The following is a 15,345-nucleotide window of genomic DNA, read 5'->3' on the forward strand; positions in this document are numbered from 1 at the left end:
AATTGACGGCGATTTTATCATTTTCAGACGGCCTGTGGCTGTCTTTCACAAACAATTTGCCCGATTTTCAAGCCACTTCGTCCGCAACAGCTTCAATTCGCAGCGCGGATATACGGCAAACCACTGGTTTCGTCGTATTCGGGAATGTCGCTTCCGGCAAACAGCGCACCGGCCAAACGCACGGCCGCGCCGGTAACGGCCGGGGAAATCATAAAGCCGTGGCGGAACAGGCCGTTGACTTCAATCAGGCGGCGTTCGCGGTTGAAGCGGATTTCGGGATTGTGGTGGTTTAACGTCGGGCGCAGGCCGGTGGCCAGTTCCAAAAGGTTCGCCTCGCCAAATGCCGGATGCACGGCGTACAGCGCGGACAAAAGTTCCAAACCAGAACGCACGCTGGCCGGCGCTTGGCTTTCGCTTTCGATTTGGGTCGCACCAATCACAAAAATATGGTTTTCCTTCGGCGCGATATACAAAGGATAGCGCGGATGCAGCAGGCGCACGGGGCGGGACAGCTCGACTTCGGGTGCGTAAACGCGCGCCACTTCGCCGCGTATGCCGCGCAATTGGCTTTCAGACGGCCTGTTCCACGCGCTCTTTGCACCATAACCGCGGCAGTCGATGACCCAATCGTATTGCGCCGCAAAATCTTCGACTTCGCGTTCGTACGACCAATGGCACGCTACATTCATTGACTCCAAAGCATCGGCCAGCGCATTCAATACCTGCCGTCCGTCCAACTGCCCTTCTGTCGGCAGATACAGGCCGTCTGAAAACCTCCCTGCCAGTTGCGGCTCGTTTGCTGCGATTTCATCCGCGTTCCAACGTATGGTTTCATATTCCGCCACACCGCCGCGCTTCAAATGACGGGCAAACTCGGCGGAAAGCGGCTTGTCCTGCGTGTGCCAGACAATCAGACTACCGTTTTCCTGCATCATCACCGGCGTATTCAGACGGCCGACAATAGCGCGCCAAAGCGCAATGCTTTGTTTGCCTAAACGGATGACTTCGGGCGTTGCCTCCACCGCTTCGGCAGACGGCGCTAACATGGCGGCGGCAACATAGGCTGCGGCTTGTGCGCCGTTACGTTCGCCTTTCTCAAACAACTCTACCGCCACACCCTGCTCCGCCAATTGGAACGCAATAAGGCGACCGGAAAGGCCGCCGCCGAGTACCGCAATCTTAGACATCAGTTTCTCCTTGTTTTTAATATGAAAATGAGCTGCATATTTTAGAACTTGTTTTGCTGTATCACAATATCTACAGAAAATGAGAACAGCTTTTGCAGATCATACTTGGGCTGAATCAGTAATACGTAAACAAAAACTTCCCTCAAGCTGCCAATCAGCTTTTATAAAAATATCTTCCTTACATAAAACCTACTATTTAGAGTGAATTTGTCCTGGCAGTAAATTATGTTGCTGTATAGGGCTTTTGACGCTGAATACGTCCGCCTGCTTATCCGAACTTCACTTCTACTCCGAATACTTCCTGCCATAGTTTTCGCACATTGCCGTAGTGGGTCAGCAATTCGTCCGTTACTTCGGTTTTTTTGGCATCGCGCAGTTTGGCGTTGTGTTGCTGCTGGCGGTAGTAGCGGTAGGCGGTGCGGCTTTGTTCGGCGAGGGTTTTGTCGATGAGGCCGCAGTCGGCGGCGATGTTTAAGAGGGCGATGTTGCCGTAGTTGTCGAGGAGTTGCGGATACCGTCGGGCATGGGCAAGGATGAGGTATTGGACGATAAATTCGACGTCGACCACGCCGCCGCGCGCGTATTTGACGTTGCTGTCAACCGGCGGATGGGTGGGGAACATTTTTTCGCGCATTTCGATGATTTCGCCTGCCAAGGCGGTTTGGTCGCGTTCGGCGGTGAGGATTTCGGTGCGGATGCGGTCGAAGGCCGTCTGAACATCAGGCGTACCGCAGATAAAACGGGCGCGGGTAAGGGATTGGTGTTCCCACGTCCAGGCGTTTTCGCGCTGGTATTTTTCAAAGGCGGCGATGCTGTGGGCGAGGAAACCAGCGTCGCCGTTGGGGCGCAGGCGCAGGTCGGTTTCGTAGAGGCTGCCTGCGCCGGTGGCGGCGGAAAGCCAGTTGGTCAGCCGGCGAGCAAGGCGGCTGTAAACGTCGCCTGCGTCGGAATGAGGGTCGTCGTAAAGATAGACCAAGTCGAGGTCGGAGGAATAGCTGAGCTCTTTACCGCCCAGTTTGCCGTAACCGATGATGGCAAATTGCGGCGTGTCTCGGTGTTTTTTGGGCATATCCGCCCACGCACACGACACGGCGGCGGCGAGGATGGTGTCGGCGAGGGCGGAAAGTTGGTCGGAGAGGGATTCTACCGTCCACAGTCCGGCGAGGTCTTGGACGGCGAGGCGGAAGACTTGGGCGTGCTGGAAGCGGCGCAGGGTGTCCATTTGCGCTTCGGTGTCGCCGCCGCAGGCTTTGATGTCGTCTGAAAGGGCGGCGGCAAGGGCTTGCCAGTCGAACGCGGTATCCAAAAGCTGCGCGCTGATGAGTTCGTCCAGCAGAATTGGGTATTTGCTCAGATACGCCGCCACCCATGAGCTTTGGCTCATAATCTGCGCCAGTTGCGCCAGGGTTTGCGGATGTTCGTTGAGGAAGGCGAGATAGGCGGAGCGGCGGCTGATGTTTTCGAGGAAGTCAAACAGCCGCATTAATGTATCGGTCGGGTTGGGTTGCTCGGCCGCTGCCTGCACGAACAGCGGCACAATCGCGTCGAAACGCGGCTGGGCGTGTGCGGAAAGGTGGCGGTATTTATGGCCGTACCGGATTTGGTCTAGCCTTGCGGCGATGGTTTCGGCATCAAACCCATATTCTTTCAGACGGCCTAGCCGCTCTTCTTCGTCGGGTTTATCCTGCCATGCCCATTGCCATTCGCTGTTGTCGGGAGTTTGCTCTTCGGGTTCGCTTAAAATTTCGTTGAACAACTGATTGACCTTGGTGCGGTGAATGTTGAGGTCGTCTGAAAAGGCGGCGTAGCTGTCGAAACCCATGCTTTCGGCGAGCAGTTGTTGCTGTTCGGGCGAGGTGGGCAGGGTTTGGGTTTGCTGGTCGTCCCAGTATTGCAGGCGGTGTTCGACGTCGCGCAGGAAGCGGTAGGCGGCAAGCAGGGTTTCGACGTTTTCAGACGGCATGATGCCCAGCTCGGCAAGTTTCTTCAGCGTTTCCTGCGTGCCTTTCAGTTGCAGCGCGCGCATTTGCCCGCCGCGTATCATCTGGAAAATCTGGGCGATAAATTCGACTTCGCGGATGCCGCCCGCGCCGAGTTTGATGTTGTCCGCCATGCCTTTTTTGCTGACTTCGCTGCGGATTTGGCGGTGCAGGTTGCGCATTGCTTCATATGCGCTGTAATCCAGATATTTGCGGAACACAAAGGGGCGCACCAACGCTTTGATGTCGTTCGGATACGGCGTAACCACGCGGCCTTTGCACCACGCATAGCGTTCCCATTCGCGCCCCTGCGTGATCAGGTATTGCTCCAGCGCGGTTTCGCTCAATACCAGCGCGCCCGAATCGCCGTCTGGCCGCAGCCGCATATCGACGCGGAACACCTGCCCGTCGGCGGTAATGTCGTTCAGCAGCGCAATTAGTTTCTGCCCGACTTTGGTGAAAAACTCTTGATTGCCGCGTTCGCGCCTGCCGTCCGTATCGCCCGATTCGGGATAGATGAAAATCAAATCGATGTCGGAAGACACGTTCAGCTCATAGCCGCCCGCCTTGCCCATTGCCACCACGCTCAAATGTTGTGGCGATTTCGTATAACGCCCGATCGGCGTGCCGTACATGTCCTGATAATAGGCGTAGGAAAAGTTCAACGCGGTATTGACGGCAAAATCGGCAAACAGCGTAATTGTGCGGGTTACTTCGTTCAAATCACTGATGCGGTTGATATCGCGCACGATAATCTGCGACACGACATAACGGCGCAACTCGCGCAACTGCCGCGCTAATTCTTCCTCGTTTTCTTCCGCACGGATTTTGTCCCAATCGGCAAAAGCTTGAAAATCAGCTTCGGTCAACGCCTTGTCCAGCATAGGCAGGAAAATTTCGGGCTTGAGTTTGCCGGAATCAAGATTACGGGCGAGAAAAAGGGAATAACGGCGGGCAGTATCAAGGCGGTTCATAATCTTTGCCTGAATAAACAGAAAAGACCATCATAGCAAGCTTTCAGGCCGTCTGAAAGCCACGCTTTCCCCTATCCGTGCAATCGGCTAAAATACCAACTTTGCAACCCATCATAAGGAAACCGCCATGACCCGTATGGTTCACTGCGTCAAACTCGGCAAAGAAGCCGAAGGCATGAAATTTCCGCCGCTGCCCAACGAACTGGGCAAACGCATCTTCGAAAACGTTTCCCAAGAAGCATGGATAGCTTGGACCCGCCACCAAACCATGCTGATCAACGAAAACCGTCTAAGCCTTGCCGATCCGCGCGCACGCGAATACCTCGCCCAGCAGATGGAACAATACTTCTTCGGCGACGGAGCAGATGCCGTACAAGGCTACGTTCCGCAAGAGCCTAAATAAGCATTGAAAAGCCAAGGCCGTCTGAAACCCGATTTTCAGACGGCCTTTAAAATTCCCGATTGCCCCGCATATTAGGCAAATAGAACAGATAAATCATACAAACCCATGATTCTCTGTTAGAATCCAAATTTCATTTATTTCAATCCACACTGGAGCAAACGCCATGCAAAACGACGTTTACGACTATACCTCGCAAGGCTCGGTTGCCAAAAATACCGTCCTGCAAAAAACCTACCGCCTGCTCGGCCTGTCTTTCATTCCTGCCATTGCCGGCGCATTCTTTTCCGCCAAAACAGGCTTTAACATTTTCGCCATGTTCGGTTCATACTATGTTGCCCTGGCCGCCTTCTTCGGCTTTTTCTACGGCATGACCTTCCTGATTGAGAAAAACCGTTACAGCAACGTCGGCGTAGCCCTGTTGATGATCTTCACTTTCGGCATGGGCCTTGCCATCAGCCCTATGTTGCAATACGCACTGTCTATTAACAACGGCGCGCAAATCGTCGGTACGGCCGCCGCCATGACCGCCGGCGTATTCTTCACCATGTCCGCCATGGCACGCCGCACCACAATGAACATGAACAAACTCGGCAGCTTCCTCGGCGCCGGTGCGATCGTGCTCATGATTGCCGTTGTGGCCAACATCTTCCTCAACATCCCTGCCCTGAGCCTGACCATCGCGGCCGGCTTCGTTGTCTTCAGTTCCCTGATGATTATGTGGCAGGTGCGTGCCGTTATTGACGGCGGCGAAGACAGCCACATCAGCGCGGCGCTGACCATCTTCATCTCCATCTACAACATTTTCAGCAGCCTCTTGAGAATCCTCATCTCTATTAGTGGTGACGACTGATAAAGCCGCAAAGGCCGTCTGAAATTTCAGACGGCCTTTTTGATTTTTGACATCACCAGCAAACTCCCCTATCCTGAACGCCACACAAACCCCATTCCCAACCCAAAATGACCACGACCACTCCGCGCCGTGCCGTGTACGCAGGCAGCTTCGACCCTCCCACCCTCGGCCACCTGTGGATGATACAGGAAGCCCAGTCCCTCTTTGACGAACTCATCGTCGCCATCGGCACCAATCCCGAAAAGCGCAGCACCTACACCATAGAAGAACGCTGCGCCATGCTCGATGCCATTACCCACCCCTTCCCCAACGTCCGCATCAGCGTGTTTGAAAACCGCTTTTTGGTCGATTACGCCCGCGAAGCCAAAGCCAATTTTATCGTCCGCGGCATCCGTTCCGCCGCCGACTACGAATACGAACGCTCGATGCGCTACATCAACAGCGACATCGCCCCCGAAATCTCCACCGTCTTCCTAATGCCGCCGCGCGAAATAGCCGAAGTGTCCTCCACCATGGTCAAAGGCCTGGTCGGCCCACAAGGCTGGCGCGATATGATAGGCCGCTACCTCCCCGACCCCGTCTATCAAAAAATTCTGCAAGACCACGAAACAAACACATAAAACAAAGGCCGTCTGAACATTTCAGACGGCCTTCCAATTTTCATTGATTATTTACGGGCAGACGTCAACGCCTGCAGGTTTTGATTCAACGTTTCCATATCCAACCAACCGGCGGCAATAAACAGCATCAAAATCACCGTACCCACACACAACACGCCGAAACCATACAACAGATAGCCCACCAAAACACGGCCTACCGTCGCATTCCCCATCCACATCAAACCGCGTACCTGCACCACAAACACCCAAGCCTGCCACAACAGCGCAAACACAGCCAACGCCGGCACATACAACACCAGCAACAGCGGCAGCAGCAAAGCCTCAGACACCAAAATAAAGCCCCACAAAGGCAGCCGGGGCGCACCGTAATAATGCAGCACCTTGCGCATCGAGCGGCTCAGCACCAACCATTTCACAATCACCAAAATTACCGACAGGCACACCGCCGCCGCGCCACTGCCAAACAAAGGCGACATGCTGGCCGCGTTCACCACACCCAACAGCAGCAGCACCGCCGCCATCACCAAAGGCGAATACAAATACGTCTCCGGCGAACGATAGCGCAAACGCAAAACATCCCACATATCACGAACAAACACATACAGCATGGCATAAATCCAAAGCAAAAAAGCCGATTGTATCTTAGGCCGTCTGAAAATCAAACCGGTAAACCTAAAAACCGCCAATTAAAACGAAAAAATAATTCAATACAAAACAAAATCTTAATTTACCGCCTCAAAAATAAAGCCTGCAAACGCTTGCACAAGACAACGAAATTTGGTTTAATTCACATCTCGCAACGAAATACGCGAAGGCCAGATAGCTCAGTTGGTAGAGCAACGGATTGAAAATCCGTGTGTCGGCGGTTCGATTCCGCCTCTGGCCACCACCAACCGCCTTGAAGCGGTTATTTTTTTATCTATACGATTTGCACGCCATACTTAGCGCAAATCCTGCTCCAGACCATGCGTCCCGATTTCCACACAAGGCCGTCTGAAAAATTTCAGACGGCCGTTGTTCATGTTGGCATGGCATAAAAATCCGCTTTACCGCCCCATTCCGACAGAATACGGCGCTTCCATCCAAATCGGCTGAAACCTTCGCGAACATACTGAATATGAATAAAGTTCAAGGCAGGTTGGTTTACTATATAATACTGTCCAAACCAACCATAACTTACTCATTGCAGGGAAGATAATGAAAAAAGTGCTGATTGTGCATTACTCGCAAACGGGGCAGCTCTCGAGCCTGGCGCGAAATTTTGCCGCGCCGTTGCAAACAGCCGGCATACAGGTCGATTGCGTCAATATCGTACCGAAGCAGGCGTTTCCGTTTCCGTGGCCGTTTTGGCGTTTTTTCGATACCTTTCCTGAAACAGTCCATTTAAAACCCGCCCCGATTCTGCCGCCGCAAATCCCATCCGAAGATTACGATGTGGTGGTCATTGCCTACACTGTTTGGTTCCTCTCCCCTTCGCAACCGATGACCGCCTTTTTGCAACGCGAAGAAACGCGCCGCCTGCTGGACGGTAAACCGGTCATCACGCTTATCGGCTGCCGCAATATGTGGCTGGGCGCGCAGGAAAAAATGAAATCTTTGCTGAAACAAAACGGCGCAAAACTCATCGGCAACATCGTAAAAATCGATGATTGCAACAGCGCGGCAAGTTTCATTACCACGCCCGCATGGATGCTGACCGGCGACAAACGCTATTTCCGCTCCCTGCCCTCTGCCGGCATTGCTGAAGAAGAATTGGCGGATGCGGCGCGGTTTGGTACGAAATTGTGCGATACACTATTGAACCAACAGCCTTTGGACGAAACCCTGTTTCAAAACATGGGCGCGGCGACAGTGAATGAAAAACTGATTTTCAGCGAACGTGCCGCCGGCCGCAGCTTCTTCGTCTGGGGCAGGCTTTTGATGGCGGCAGGCAGGATTTCTCCGCTCTTGCGCCGTGCCTTGTTGTGCTTCTACATCGTCTTTTTATTGGCGATGATTTTGGTGGTTTTACCCATCAGTGTAATTTTGAAAAAACTGCTGCATCCGCTGCTCAAAGGCCGTCTGAAAAAGCTGGCGGATTATTATGAACAACCGTCAGGCAGATAATCTGTTTCAGACGGCCTCAAACCAGGAATCCATCATGCCCGAAGTTATCCACTACCCCGAACGCCGTCGCTTTCAAATCGACATTGACGGTTTGGAAGCAGGCTATATCAGCTATACCGAACATAACGGCGGCTGGGACGTAAACCATACCGTGGTCTCGCCCAACTTCCGTCATCGCGGCATTGCCAAACTACTGGTGAGCGCGCTGATGGAATACGCCGAAACACACCACATCCCGTTGACTGCAAGCTGCGACTACGCGGCGCGGTTTATCGGTTGATTATTTTGACAAACACATCATGACATCGAATAACACTCTCAAAGACGTTTATCTCAACCGCGTTTCTGCCTTTTTACCCAATGCCCCCGTCGGCAATGACGAAATGGAAGCCGTCCTCGGCATGGCAGGCGATGTGCCTTCACGCGTGCGCCGTATGATTTTGCGTTCCAACGGCATTTTGTCGCGCCATTACGCCATCGATCCCGAAAGCCGCCTCACGACGCACACCAATGCCGAGTTGGCTGCCGAAGCAGTCAACGGCCTGTTTGTCCAAGGCGTTGCAGCAGAAGCCATCGGCAGCCTGGCCTGCGCCACTTCCTATCCCGACCAAACCATGCCCGGACACGGCGTGATGGTGCATGGCTTGCTGGATATGCCGCCTTGCGAAGTGTTCAGCATGGCAGGCGTATGTGCGGCAGGTATGGCGGCGATGAAACACGCTTACAACGCCGTGCGTACCGGCGAACATGCACATGCGGTTTCCGTTGCTTCCGAAAATGCCTCGGCAGTCATGCGCGGCGAAGTGTTTCAAAGCGAAACCGACCATAAAAAACTGGAAAACGCGTCCCCTGAAATCGGGTTTGAAAAAGACTTTTTGCGCTGGATGCTGTCTGACGGCGCAGGCGCGGTGTATCTGTCCGACCGCCCCAATTCAGACAGCCTCAGCCTGAAAATCCATTGGATAGACCTGCTTTCCTACGCCAACGAAATGCCACCCTGCATGTATGCCGGCGCAGAATTCCGCGACGGCGTATTTGAAGGCTGGAAACACGCCGATGCCGATTACGGCCGCCGCCACAGCCTGATGGCGGTCAAGCAGGACGTCAAACTGCTAAACGAAAACATCGTCCGTTATACGGTGGAAAAACCCCTCTCCCAAATCGCCGCCAAACACGGCATCCGCGCCGAAGAAATCGATTGGTTCCTGCCCCACTACTCTTCCGGCTTTTTCCGCGACCGCCTTTCAGACGGCCTGAAAAACATCGGCTTCGACATTCCGCAGGAAAAATGGTTTACCAATCTGCACAACAAGGGCAACACGGGTTCGGCCTCGATTTACATCATCCTTGAAGAATTTATGCGCACTTTTCCCATCGAACACGGCCAAAAAATCCTGTGTTACGTTCCGGAAAGCGGACGCTTTTCAACATGTTTCATGCTTTTGGAAGCAGTAAAGGCCGTCTGAATGAAGATTGACGACATTCCTCAAGACAACAGCGCCAGCTACCACGGCCACCGCAAAGTCATCTACGGCACCCGCGACGGCCACTACGAAGCGGCCACCAGCAACGGTTGGCAGGACGAAGCCTACGCCACCGAAATGGCGGTGTTCGAACTCGATGCCCAAACGCAGGCCGCGCGCGAAGCCGTCAAAAAAGGCGAATACTCGCCGCTGTACTACCATATGTTCCGCTGCCGTTATGATGAAACCGGCTTGGCCCTGGCGGCAGGCGTATGGAAATGGCAGCTTCGTCGGCATTTCCGCCCCGAAGTGTTCGCCAAACTACCGGCCAAAACCCTGCAAAAATACGCCGATGCCTGCCAAATCAGCATAGACGGCCTCAAACAAACCAATATTTAAAGTCCCTCATGATTACCCTGCATTCGCTCAACCAATCCCGCGCCCTGCGCATTGTTTGGCTGCTTGAAATCCTCGGTACGCCCTACCGCCTGCAAACCTACCGCCGCCATCCCGACACTTTGCTCGCCCCTGACGAACTTAAAGCCATCCATCCCTTGGGCAAATCGCCTTTATTGGATGATGACGGCTTTATCTTGGCGGAAAGCGGCGCGATTACCGACTACCTGATTCAAACCTACGGCAACGGCCATCTGATGCCCGAACGCGGCAGCCGCGAATACTGGCAATATCAACGCTGGCTGCATTATGCCGAAGGTTCGCTGATGCCGTTATTGCTGCTCGGACTGGTGTTCCGCCGGATTGAAAGCGCACCCATGCCGTTTTTCGTCAAACCGATTGCCCGCAAAATCAGCGGCAGCGTTAAAAGCAGCTTTATCCTTCCGCAAGCCGCGCTGCATCTTTCCCACATCGACAGCGAGTTGGAAAACCGCGAATGGTTGGTCGGCAACAGCCTCAGCGGTGCCGACATCATGATGAGTTATCCGCTGCAAGCCGCAGCCGACCGCTTCGATTTTGCCGACTACCCCAATATCCGCGCTTATTTGCAACTCATCGAAGCGCATGAAGCCTACCGCCGTGCCGTTGAAAAAGCAGGTTCGCCTTTATTGAAACTTGACCAATAAAACAAGGCCGTCTGAAATATTTTCAGACGGCCTGAAATCTTGGTTCACTTATCGAATAGCTTTGCAGCAAACGGCATTTTTACCCAAGCGCCGCCCGAGTGCTTTGTTCCCTCTCGCCGTTCCACTATAATGGCAACCCATATCCTTCTAAAAAATAACACCATGCCAACCGACAACCGCCCGACTCTTGCCATCGACACCAGCACATCCTTTCTGTCCATCGCATTGGAACATCAAGGCGAAATCCGCCTGTTTCACGAAAATGTCGGCACCAAGCAATCCGAACAAATCCTGCCGCAAATCGAGCGCCTCTTTAAAGAAGCAGGCATCACTGCCGCCGATTTGGGCTACATCGTCTATGCACAAGGCCCCGGCGCATTTACCGGCCTGCGTATCGGCGCGGCGGTTGCACAAGGTTTGGCCACGCCGTTTGACACGCCCATGATCGGCATTCCCTGCCTCGATGCCGCCGCTTCGCTGCTGCCGCCATCAAGCTGCGTACTGGCGGCCACCGATGCACGCATGGGCGAAGTGTTCTACGCATGGTTTGATACGCAAAACCATGTCCGCTTGAGCGATTACACAGTTGGCAAAGCCGCCACCATTACCGCGCCCGAAGGCAAAACGCCTAGCGGCGGCATCGGTAACGCCTTTGCCCTCGCCGACAAACCGCCTTTTGACGGTCAAGCCGATATGCCGACCGCCACCGACTATCTTAAACTTGCCCGCAGCGGCCGCTATGTTGCTACTGACGCGGCACACGCCGAGCTGCTCTACGTCCGCAACAAAATTGCCCTGACCGCGCAAGAGCAAGCCCAACAAAAGGCCAAACCGTGAACCTGCGTCCAGCCGTACTTGCCGACTGCCCCACCCTTGCCGCCATCGACGCACAAGGCAATCCTTCGTCGTGGACGGTGAAGCAGTTTGAATCAGCTGTTCAACACCATCCCGACAGCATTTGGCTCAGACAGGCAGACAACCAAATTACCGGCTTTATCGTGTGGCAAACCGTATTTGACGAATCCGAGCTACATTTGATTGCCGTCGCGCCCGAATACCGCCGCCAAGGCATTGCGTCCGCCCTGCTGCAACACTGGCAAAACGCAGTGCAACAGCAAGGCGCAACCCGATTGCTGCTCGAAGTCCGCGCAAGCAATGAAACCGCGCAACAGCTCTACCGCAAACACGGCTTCCAAACCTGCGGCCGCCGCAAAAACTACTACGCCCTGCCCGACGGTGGCAGCGAAGATGCCGTATTGATGGAGAAATCATGTTAAGCAGCCGCTACCTGCACCTGCACGAAGCCTTGGGTTTGGGCCCGATGTGGCTGAACCAAAACGCCAAAATCATCCATGCCGCGCCTCAAGCCGCAGCATCAGCCGCACCCGTCCGCCCCAAAGCCATTGCTGCCGATACCGCGCAAGCCGTGCGCACTTTATCCGCAGGCGCCCATCGGGCACGCACTGCCGCCATTGCCACTGCACAAACGGCCAAACCTGCTGTCCGCGTTCCCGAAGCAGCACCCAAAGCCATTGCCGAAACACCGGCAAAAACAGAAAAAGCCGCGCATTCAGACAATCTGCCCCGTCTTGACGTAACCATCAGGCCGTCTGAAATCATGGTGGTCAGCATTTGCCCGTCCACCGAAGACAGCCTGCACGGTACGCTGTTTAGCGGCGATGTCGGCACGCTTCTCGACAACATCCTCGCTGCTATCGGCCTCAAACCCGAGCAGGCGCACAAAACCGCATGGGTCAAAACCGCGCCCGTATTTACCGCTCTCCCCGATGCCGAACACATCCGCTCCGAACTTGCCGAAATGCAAAACGAGCTGACCGCTTCGCAAGCGCGCGCAGTCTTGTTTCTCGGCAAAATCTTTGATAGCCCCGACATGATTGGACTGATGAACGAATTGTGCGGGAAGCGGCCGCATTTCGTCATTCCCCACCCCGCCCGCCTGCTGATGCAGCCGCAACTCAAAGCGCAGGCATGGCAAATCTTAAAGCCACTGAAACAGCTTTTGACCAAGGCCGTCTGAACATTCTGTTCAACCTGAAATCAGGTTTTTTACCAATAAAAAAGGGCGTGTTCGACACGCCCTAATGTGTATCAATATTCCGCCGAATGCCAGAAAGGCTGGCCCACCGTCGGCGTACTGGCGCGCGCTTTCTCACGCGCCTCCACAGGTTCCGCCTCATAAGCCAGACGGCCCGACTCGACCGCAAGCGCAAAAGCGCGTGCCATATTGACCGGATCGCCACTACGGGAAACGGCGGTATTCAGCAACACGCCGTCAAAACCCCATTCCATCACTTGCGCCGCCTGCGAAGGCAAACCCAAACCCGCGTCGATAATCAACGGCGTGTCGGGCAGGCGTTCACGTAGGACTTTCAGCGCATAAGCATGAACCGCGCCCAAACCCGTGCCAATCGGCGCCGCCCACGGCATCAACGCCTGACAGCCTGCGTCAAGCAGTCGGCGGCAGGCAATCAGGTCTTCGGTGCAATAAGGCAGCACTTTAAAGCCGTCTTTAATCAGAATTTCCGCCGCTTCAACCAGTTGGAACACATCCGGCTGCAAGGTGTCATCATCGCCGATGAGTTCGAGCTTGATCCAATCGGTATCAAACACTTCGCGTGCCATTTGTGCAGTAGTTACGGCTTCCTGCACACTTTGGCAGCCTGCGGTATTGGGCAACACAGGTACGCCCATTTCTTCCAACAATGACCAAAAGCCCTGCCCGTGCGCTTCGCCGCCGCTGCCGGCGCGGCGTAACGAAACGGTAATCATCGCCGGTTGCGCGATTTGAACAGACTGCTTGAGGATTTCCGGCGTCGGATAAGCAGCCGTACCGAGCAGCAGCCGTGAAGGGAAAGTTTCTCCGTATAGGGTAAACATGATGGATTCCTTTGTAATATTTTTTAGATTTTAAGCATAAGGCAATCGGGCAACCCTGCCCGATATTCAAACAGGCAAAAGTCGAGCGCAAATACCCAACCTATTGATTGCAAACTGCTTATCCGCCGACTACGGGGCGCACAATGTCCACTTTGTCGTTTTCGTTTAAAACCGTTTCCGCATACGCGCCTTTGGCGACAAAATAGGTATTGACGGCAACGGCAAACGGCTTTTGCGGCGCGGTTTGGGCGATAAGGTCGGCAACGGTTGTGCCGTTTAATGTGATGGCTTCATTGTTCAATATAATCTTCATAATGTTTGCTCCTCTTGTCAGACTTCTTATTTTCAGACGGCCTCATTCATTCCACAAAGCCTGAAACGCTTTAACCACCGCTTCGGGATTTTCCGCTTCGGTCACGGCGCGAACAACAGCGAGCGAGGAAACGCCGGTGGCAAGCACATCTTCGGCGTTGTTCAAATCGATGCCGCCGATGGCGACGACGGGCGTGCCGCGTGCCTGTCTGACGTATTCGCGCAGTTTGTCCAAACCTTGCGGGGCGGTTGGCATTTGTTTGGTCGTAGTCGGAAAAATCGCGCCGCTGGCGACATAGCTGGGGTGTACGGACAAAGCGCGGTCGAGTTCGGCGACGGAGTGCGTACTCAAACCCAAGCGCAAACCGGCGGCGGTAATGGCGGCAAGGTCGGCGGTGTCCATGTCTTCCTGTCCGAGATGTACGCCGTATGCGCCCGCTTCTATCGCCTCGCGCCAGTAGTCGTTGATGAAAAGCTGCGTACGGCTGCCCTGACAGGCGGCGACGCAGCGGGCGATTTCGCATTTCAATTCATCGCCGTGCAGGGTTTTGCAGCGCAGTTGCACCGTGTCGGCACCTGCTTCGACCATGCGCTCCACCCAATCGGCGGTGGGAACGACGGCGTAGAATTTGAGCGGGGATTTTAGGGGCGGGAAGGTCATGGGGTGTCCTTTTTCATTTCTTACGGAGCAATAAAGGTTGTCTAAAAACATCGAGTATTCGCATTCATGCCGTAGAGCAGAAGAGGGGCGATACTTGATGGGAAGCTTTCGCTTTTATAACCAACGGCGGACGCGCCGACAATAAGACTCGTACTCTGCACCGAATTTCTGCGCCAAAACGCGTTCTTCGGGCATGATTTGAAAGCGTGTCATATAGGCAACAAATGCAGCCAAAAACAACCACGGCAGCGGGTGCGCCAAATAGCCCGCCCAGGCGACCAGCCAGCAGCCCAGACCCGCATACATCGGATTGCGACTGAAACGGTACACGCCGTCTGAAACGAAGTGTTCGGTTTGTTCGGGGTGGAGCGGGCTGATGGTCGTGCGCAAACGGCGAAACGCCCACACACCTAATACGCTCAACAGAGTCCCAAACACCATGAAAACAACCGACAGCAATATAGGAAAGCGCGGCAATATGTCGGCTAACGCCGACACTTGGGTAGAGATGTACATCAACAACGCACAAATAAAACATATCGCCGGCGGCGGAATTTTGGTTTCTAAATTCATATTGTTACCTTTATAAAACTGATGGCGCGACGTTTTCAGACGAACTAAAGCTTATTTTACCTCAAGCTTATTTTCCAATATACGCCAAACCGCTTTCTTCATCACGTTCGGGCGCGTCTTTTCCGTCAAACAGTGCCACTGCCAATCTGACGGCGGCGGCGGTTACGGCAGGGGAAATCATGAAACCGTGGCGGAAACAGCCGAAAATCTGTGTTTAGGTTTCGGCTGTTGGGGGGA

General features: G+C 54.2%; 18 protein-coding genes, 1 tRNA gene and 1 pseudogene. 12 read left to right on the forward strand and 8 right to left on the reverse strand.

What is annotated here, in order from left to right; genetic code table 11:
* Positions 1-92: 92 nt before the first annotated feature.
* Both ACTHSW_RS00835 and glnE read right to left on the reverse strand, forming a co-directional pair.
* The gene (locus ACTHSW_RS00835) at positions 93-1,187 is read right to left on the reverse strand and encodes an FAD-dependent oxidoreductase (RefSeq protein WP_070459646.1); all 1,095 of its coding nucleotides are present in this window, start codon (positions 1,185-1,187) and stop codon (positions 93-95) included.
* A 268-nt stretch (positions 1,188-1,455) separates the two neighbouring features.
* Entirely contained in the window at positions 1,456-4,140 is a 2,685-nt protein-coding gene (gene glnE / locus ACTHSW_RS00840; RefSeq protein ID WP_219089327.1) for a bifunctional [glutamate--ammonia ligase]-adenylyl-L-tyrosine phosphorylase/[glutamate--ammonia-ligase] adenylyltransferase, read from the reverse strand.
* A gap of 127 nt (positions 4,141-4,267) precedes the next feature.
* Between glnE and ACTHSW_RS00845 the strand changes: the two genes are divergently transcribed.
* From ACTHSW_RS00845 to coaD, 3 genes are all read left to right on the forward strand, one after another.
* The gene (locus ACTHSW_RS00845) at positions 4,268-4,543 is read left to right on the forward strand and encodes an oxidative damage protection protein (RefSeq protein ID WP_070459650.1); all 276 of its coding nucleotides are present in this window, start codon (positions 4,268-4,270) and stop codon (positions 4,541-4,543) included.
* Between the two features lie 163 nt (positions 4,544-4,706).
* Entirely contained in the window at positions 4,707-5,393 is a 687-nt protein-coding gene (locus tag ACTHSW_RS00850) for a Bax inhibitor-1 family protein (protein ID WP_107768682.1), read from the forward strand.
* A 107-nt stretch (positions 5,394-5,500) separates the two neighbouring features.
* Positions 5,501-6,013, forward strand: coding sequence for a pantetheine-phosphate adenylyltransferase (gene coaD, locus ACTHSW_RS00855; RefSeq protein ID WP_107768681.1), 513 nt, complete (start codon positions 5,501-5,503; stop codon positions 6,011-6,013).
* 47 nt (positions 6,014-6,060) lie between these two features.
* Here coaD and ACTHSW_RS00860 read toward each other — a convergent pair whose 3' ends face one another.
* The gene (locus tag ACTHSW_RS00860) at positions 6,061-6,621 is read right to left on the reverse strand and encodes a hypothetical protein (RefSeq protein ID WP_107792161.1); all 561 of its coding nucleotides are present in this window, start codon (positions 6,619-6,621) and stop codon (positions 6,061-6,063) included.
* A 205-nt stretch (positions 6,622-6,826) separates the two neighbouring features.
* Here ACTHSW_RS00860 and ACTHSW_RS00865 point away from each other — a divergent pair.
* The 9 genes from ACTHSW_RS00865 to ACTHSW_RS00905 all read left to right on the forward strand — a co-directional run bounded on the left by ACTHSW_RS00865 (position 6,827) and on the right by ACTHSW_RS00905 (position 12,702).
* A tRNA-Phe gene (locus ACTHSW_RS00865) sits at positions 6,827-6,902 on the forward strand.
* 308 nt (positions 6,903-7,210) lie between these two features.
* Entirely contained in the window at positions 7,211-8,119 is a 909-nt protein-coding gene (locus ACTHSW_RS00870) for a hypothetical protein (RefSeq protein ID WP_107792162.1), read from the forward strand.
* A gap of 34 nt (positions 8,120-8,153) precedes the next feature.
* Positions 8,154-8,399, forward strand: a complete 246-nt coding sequence (locus tag ACTHSW_RS00875) for a GNAT family N-acetyltransferase (RefSeq protein ID WP_070459813.1) — start codon at positions 8,154-8,156, stop codon at positions 8,397-8,399.
* Positions 8,400-8,418: 19 nt separating this feature from the next.
* The gene (locus tag ACTHSW_RS00880; protein WP_070459664.1) at positions 8,419-9,585 is read left to right on the forward strand and encodes a beta-ketoacyl-ACP synthase III; all 1,167 of its coding nucleotides are present in this window, start codon (positions 8,419-8,421) and stop codon (positions 9,583-9,585) included.
* The gene (locus ACTHSW_RS00885) at positions 9,586-9,981 is read left to right on the forward strand and encodes a hypothetical protein (protein ID WP_070459667.1); all 396 of its coding nucleotides are present in this window, start codon (positions 9,586-9,588) and stop codon (positions 9,979-9,981) included.
* Between the two features lie 8 nt (positions 9,982-9,989).
* Positions 9,990-10,664, forward strand: coding sequence for a glutathione S-transferase family protein (locus tag ACTHSW_RS00890; protein WP_070459670.1), 675 nt, complete (start codon positions 9,990-9,992; stop codon positions 10,662-10,664).
* A gap of 162 nt (positions 10,665-10,826) precedes the next feature.
* A complete protein-coding gene (gene tsaB, locus ACTHSW_RS00895) occupies positions 10,827-11,501 on the forward strand; it encodes a tRNA (adenosine(37)-N6)-threonylcarbamoyltransferase complex dimerization subunit type 1 TsaB (RefSeq protein WP_070459674.1) in 675 nt (224 codons plus the stop codon).
* On the forward strand, positions 11,498-11,941 hold the full coding sequence (rimI, locus tag ACTHSW_RS00900) for a ribosomal protein S18-alanine N-acetyltransferase (RefSeq protein WP_070459676.1): 444 nt from the start codon (positions 11,498-11,500) through the stop codon (positions 11,939-11,941). The genes tsaB and rimI overlap by 4 nt, the downstream gene beginning before the upstream one ends.
* The gene (locus ACTHSW_RS00905) at positions 11,935-12,702 is read left to right on the forward strand and encodes a uracil-DNA glycosylase family protein (RefSeq protein ID WP_070459679.1); all 768 of its coding nucleotides are present in this window, start codon (positions 11,935-11,937) and stop codon (positions 12,700-12,702) included. The genes rimI and ACTHSW_RS00905 overlap by 7 nt, the downstream gene beginning before the upstream one ends.
* Before the next feature lie 71 nt (positions 12,703-12,773).
* Here ACTHSW_RS00905 and ACTHSW_RS00910 read toward each other — a convergent pair whose 3' ends face one another.
* The 5 genes and pseudogenes from ACTHSW_RS00910 to ACTHSW_RS00930 all read right to left on the reverse strand — a co-directional run.
* Positions 12,774-13,562, reverse strand: coding sequence for a thiazole synthase (locus tag ACTHSW_RS00910; RefSeq protein WP_049332237.1), 789 nt, complete (start codon positions 13,560-13,562; stop codon positions 12,774-12,776).
* A 118-nt stretch (positions 13,563-13,680) separates the two neighbouring features.
* Complete coding sequence (gene thiS, locus ACTHSW_RS00915) at positions 13,681-13,875, reverse strand: sulfur carrier protein ThiS (protein ID WP_070459683.1); 195 nt, start codon at positions 13,873-13,875, stop codon at positions 13,681-13,683.
* A gap of 42 nt (positions 13,876-13,917) precedes the next feature.
* The gene (gene thiE / locus ACTHSW_RS00920; protein WP_070459686.1) at positions 13,918-14,535 is read right to left on the reverse strand and encodes a thiamine phosphate synthase; all 618 of its coding nucleotides are present in this window, start codon (positions 14,533-14,535) and stop codon (positions 13,918-13,920) included.
* A gap of 114 nt (positions 14,536-14,649) precedes the next feature.
* Positions 14,650-15,108 carry a methyltransferase family protein gene (locus ACTHSW_RS00925; RefSeq protein WP_070459692.1) on the reverse strand — a complete coding sequence of 153 codons (459 nt, stop codon included), beginning with the start codon at positions 15,106-15,108 and terminating at the stop codon, positions 14,650-14,652.
* 67 nt (positions 15,109-15,175) lie between these two features.
* A pseudogene (locus tag ACTHSW_RS00930) lies at positions 15,176-15,319 on the reverse strand (FAD-dependent oxidoreductase); the annotation flags it as partial.
* Between the last annotated feature and the right edge of the window lie 26 nt (positions 15,320-15,345).

The sequence above is a fragment of the Neisseria sp. P0008.S004 genome (assembly GCF_051962755.1).
In the GTDB taxonomy this organism is placed as follows: domain Bacteria; phylum Pseudomonadota; class Gammaproteobacteria; order Burkholderiales; family Neisseriaceae; genus Neisseria; species Neisseria subflava_A.